Here is a 3704-nt window from a genome sequence, read left to right on the forward strand (position 1 = left end):
GCGGTGGGGGGCGCGGCGGGCGCGGTGTGGGCCCGGCCCGCCGCCGATCGTGGTTACGGCGTGACCACCCGGCCGCCGAAGGTCACGTTGAGGCGACCGTCGGAGGCGAAGGACCAGCCGAGGGCACCCGAGTAGGTGGCGCAGCGGGAGCCGTTGGAGCCGGAGTACCACTGGTTGGAGCTGTCGGAGTTGCCGATGATCCGGTCGTTCGACCCGCTGTCGCAGGAGGTGTTGTTCCGGAACACCGAGGTGCCGGCGTCGAAGTTGAAGTTGCGCTCCTCGCTCCGGATGCTCACGTTGTTCGAGATGGTCATCGAGCCCGGGTTCCGGTTGTAGGTGAACCCGTGCTGGCCGTTGTCGACGGCGATGTTGCGTCGGATGACGTGGTTGATCGGGACGTCCTCGCCGCCGAGCTTGTAGCCGTTGCGGTCGCCGTTGGAGAGCTGGGTGCCGTCGCTGAGGGTGCCGTTCTCGTAGGAGAGGGAGTCCTCCACGGTCACCGGGCCGATCGCCTCCTCGTCGGCGTAGGTGTAGAGGTCCCAGCCGTCGTCGGCGTTGTTGTGGGCGACGGCGTAGCGGAAGACGTTGCCGTTGCCGACGGTGAGCTTGGCGGCGAAGCCGTCCGCGTCCTCGCCGTCGGAGTCGGCGTTGTCGTGCGACTCGGCGCTCACCACGAGGTTGTTGGACGGCCACTGGGCGCGCGGCGTGCTGGAGGAGATCCGCGCGATCTGCAGACCGGTGTCGCGGTTGTAGCGCGTCACGGTGCGCTCGAAGACGTTGTTGTTGCCGCCGACGAAGATGCCGTTGTCGCCGGCGCGTTCGACGGTGATGCCGTAGACGTGCCAGTAGTTACCGTTCACGGCGAGCCCGCGGTTCGACGAACTCTCGCTCTGCGCGGAGAAGTTGAACACCGGCCGCTCACCGTTGTATCCGGTCAGCCGGGTCCGGGCGCTGGAGGTGCCGTTGTTGCCCTGCGGGATGGTGACGGTCGTCGAGAAGTTGTAGGTGCCGCCGCGCACGTAGATCGTGCCGCCGGGGTCGACGCGACTGATCGCCGAGGTGAGCGTGGTGGGCGCCGATATGGTGCCGGCCGCGCCGTCGGTGCCGTTGGGCGCCACGTACACGGTGGCGAGCGCCGCCTCGATCGGCGCGGCCTGGGCGGTCTCGACGGTGGCCGTTCCCGCTACGGCGGCGAGCAGGCCGGCGCACCAGGCCGTCGCCATCGTCCTCATGTTCCTGCGTGCGGGCATACCTTGCCTTCCTTCCATGACGACTACTCGTGGGGGTGGGCGCGGCGCACGCCTCGGCCCCGGCGGGCACGGCCGGCGTGGTGTGCCGGGCCGCCGGGCCAGGTCGGATTCGGGGCGTGCGCGGAACGCAGTAGACGGAGGGGGTGACAGGGGTCGGTAGCTGCTCACCTGCGGCGCGCGGCTCGGGCAGGGACAGGCTAGGTCGGCCCGTGTGGACGATGAGGGGCGGAGTGTGCACTATCGCGCGCTGCCGCGCCGTCACCCTCCTGTCGGATGGGCGACTACGGGCGGGTGGCGGTGCCGAGGACGTGGGAGAGGGGCGGGATCGGCGTCGCCGGGGCGAAGGTGAAGCGGTCGATCTCGTCGACGGTGAACCCGGCGACGCGGATGGCCGCCTCGGTGTCGCGGTTCGGGTGGCAGCCGCCGGCGCTCCGCCGCCACAGCGGCGTGATCGCGTCCTCCAGCAGTGCCGCCCAGCGGCGCGGCGAGCGGACGTGCTCGTAGAAGCGGAGCTGCCCGCCCGGCCGCAGCACGCGGGCGGCCTCCGCCAGGGCGGCGGCCTGGTCGTCGACGGTGCAGAGCACGAGCGAGAAGACGACGGCGTCGAACTCGCCGTCCCCGCCCGGCAGTCGGCCGGCCTGTCCCGGCCGGACGACCACCGGGACGGGGGCGGTGACGGCCTCGCGCTCCGCCACGTCCCGCAGGGTGTCGTCGGGCTCCACGGCGACGACCTCGCGCGCGGTGTCGGGGTAGTGCGGAAAGTTGCGGCCCTGCCCGGCGCCGACCTCCAGCACCCGGCCGCGCACCCCGGCCAGCAGTCGTCGCCGGTGCTCGGCGCCGCCGCGCCGGTCCGTCTGCTCGGCGATGCGGAGGTAGGACCGCGCGAACCTCGGGTTCTGGAGCGAGGCCGGGCGGCGCGTCATCGGGCGCCGGCCGGCAGCGTGCGGTCGAACAGGTCGATCAGGGCGGCCCAGTGGCGTTCCGTCGCGTCGTGGTCGTAGGCGGCGGTGTCGGACTGGGTGAAGCCGTGCTGGGCGCCGGGGTAGACCTCGGCGCGGTGTCGGACGCCGGCGGTGGTGAGGGCCCGCTCCAGGCGGGCGATCATCTCCGGGGTGTTGGTGGAGTCGCCGTCGGCGTGGCCGAAGTACAGCTCGGCGGTGACCCGGTCGGCCAACAGGTGCGGGCTGTTCTCGTCGTCGGTGGCGAGGCGGGCGCCGTGGAAGCCGGCCATGGCGGCGACCCGGTCCGGGTAGCCGCCGGCGGTGCGGAGGGCCAGGCCGGCGCCCATGCAGTAGCCGGTGACGCCGACCAGCCCCCTGGTCGTCAGCGGGGAGTCGGCCAGCCATTCGAGGTAGGCGCCGGCGTCCCGGACGGCGGCCTCGGGGGTGAGGGTCGCGGCCGCGGGGCGGATCTGCCGGAAGATCTCGGGGCGTTGGGCCGGGTCGATGAAGTCCGGGAGGTCCACGACGGGTGCCCGCCCGTGGCGGTGGAAGACGTTGGGGACCAGGACGGTGTAGCCGGCCGAGGCCAACCGGTCCGCCATCGCCCGCAGGGCCGGGCGCGGCCCGAAGGCGTCCATGTAGAACAGCACGGCCGGGTGGGGCGCGTCGTCGTCGGGATGGACCAGGTAGGAGTCGGCCGCTCCGTCGGGCGTGGGGACGTCGAGGAACGAGCCACTGACGTGGGGCATGGGGGAACCTCTCTCGGTGGGCGAGTGAGTGCGGCCGAGCGTCAGACTAGTCACCGCGGCCCGACCCGTCGGGGTGACGTTCCGGCCTTCGCCTGCCCGGGGGTGCTCAGTCGAGGCAGAACTCGTTGCCCTCGATGTCCCGCATCACGATGCACGACTCGTTGGTGCCGTCGGCGAACAGCGTGCGCTCGTGTACCGCGCCGAGCGCGGTCAGTCGCGCGCACTCGGCCTGGAGTGTGGCGAGGCGCTCCTCGCCGACGAGCCCGGGGGCGGCCCGCGCGCAGAGGTGCACCCGGTTCTTGACGACCTTGCCCTCGGGAACGCGTTGGAAGAGCAGCCGCGGGCCCACGCCCGAGGGATCGACGCACGAGAACCACCGCACCTCGTGCTCGGGCGGCAGCGAGCGGTGGTAGTCGTCCCACGTGTCGAAGCCCTTCGGCACCGGCGACACGACGTATCCGAGCACCTCGCACCAGAAGCGGGCGAGGCGCTCGGGCTCCGCGCAGTCGAAGGTGACCTGGAACTGTTTGATCGATGACATCGGCGCACCATAACAGCGCGTGACCGACGTCGATGTCTCCACGGGGTCGCTCGCCGCTCCGGTCACCGGGCCGCTCCGTGGCTCACGGCCGGTGCCGGTGCCGGTGCCGGTGCCGGTGTCGGTGTCGGTGTCGGTGTCGTGAGCAGGTTCCGCACGGCATCGATCGCGGCGCTCACCAGGGCCGGGTCGGCGCCCGGGCGGGCGCGGGCGCTGAGGCGGACGG

General features: G+C 72.5%; 5 protein-coding genes. 1 reads left to right on the forward strand and 4 read right to left on the reverse strand.

All coding sequences use genetic code 11. The annotated features are described in order from the left end of the window. Window positions 1-53 precede the first annotated feature (53 nt). The 4 genes from E1283_RS33725 to E1283_RS33740 form a co-directional block, all read right to left on the reverse strand. Entirely contained in the window at window positions 54-1250 is a 1197-nt protein-coding gene (locus E1283_RS33725; protein ID WP_425086271.1) for a right-handed parallel beta-helix repeat-containing protein, read from the reverse strand. Between the two features lie 281 nt (window positions 1251-1531). Beyond that, on the reverse strand, window positions 1532-2173 hold the full coding sequence (locus E1283_RS33730) for a class I SAM-dependent methyltransferase (protein ID WP_132821974.1): 642 nt from the start codon (window positions 2171-2173) through the stop codon (window positions 1532-1534). After that, window positions 2170-2940, reverse strand: a complete 771-nt coding sequence (locus tag E1283_RS33735; RefSeq protein WP_132821975.1) for a dienelactone hydrolase family protein — start codon at window positions 2938-2940, stop codon at window positions 2170-2172. The genes E1283_RS33730 and E1283_RS33735 overlap by 4 nt, the downstream gene beginning before the upstream one ends. 106 nt (window positions 2941-3046) lie before the next feature. Next, window positions 3047-3481 (reverse strand): VOC family protein, encoded by a 435-nt coding sequence (locus E1283_RS33740; RefSeq protein ID WP_132821976.1) that lies wholly within the window; start codon window positions 3479-3481, stop codon window positions 3047-3049. A gap of 19 nt (window positions 3482-3500) precedes the next feature. On the opposite strand from E1283_RS33740, the gene E1283_RS39600 reads away from it, so the two are divergent. After that, window positions 3501-3623, forward strand: coding sequence for a hypothetical protein (locus tag E1283_RS39600; RefSeq protein WP_279571312.1), 123 nt, complete (start codon window positions 3501-3503; stop codon window positions 3621-3623). The last annotated feature ends 81 nt before the right edge of the window (window positions 3624-3704 follow it).

Origin of the sequence: Streptomyces hainanensis (assembly GCF_004348415.1) — a bacterium.
GTDB classification, from domain to species: domain Bacteria; phylum Actinomycetota; class Actinomycetes; order Streptomycetales; family Streptomycetaceae; genus Streptomyces; species Streptomyces hainanensis.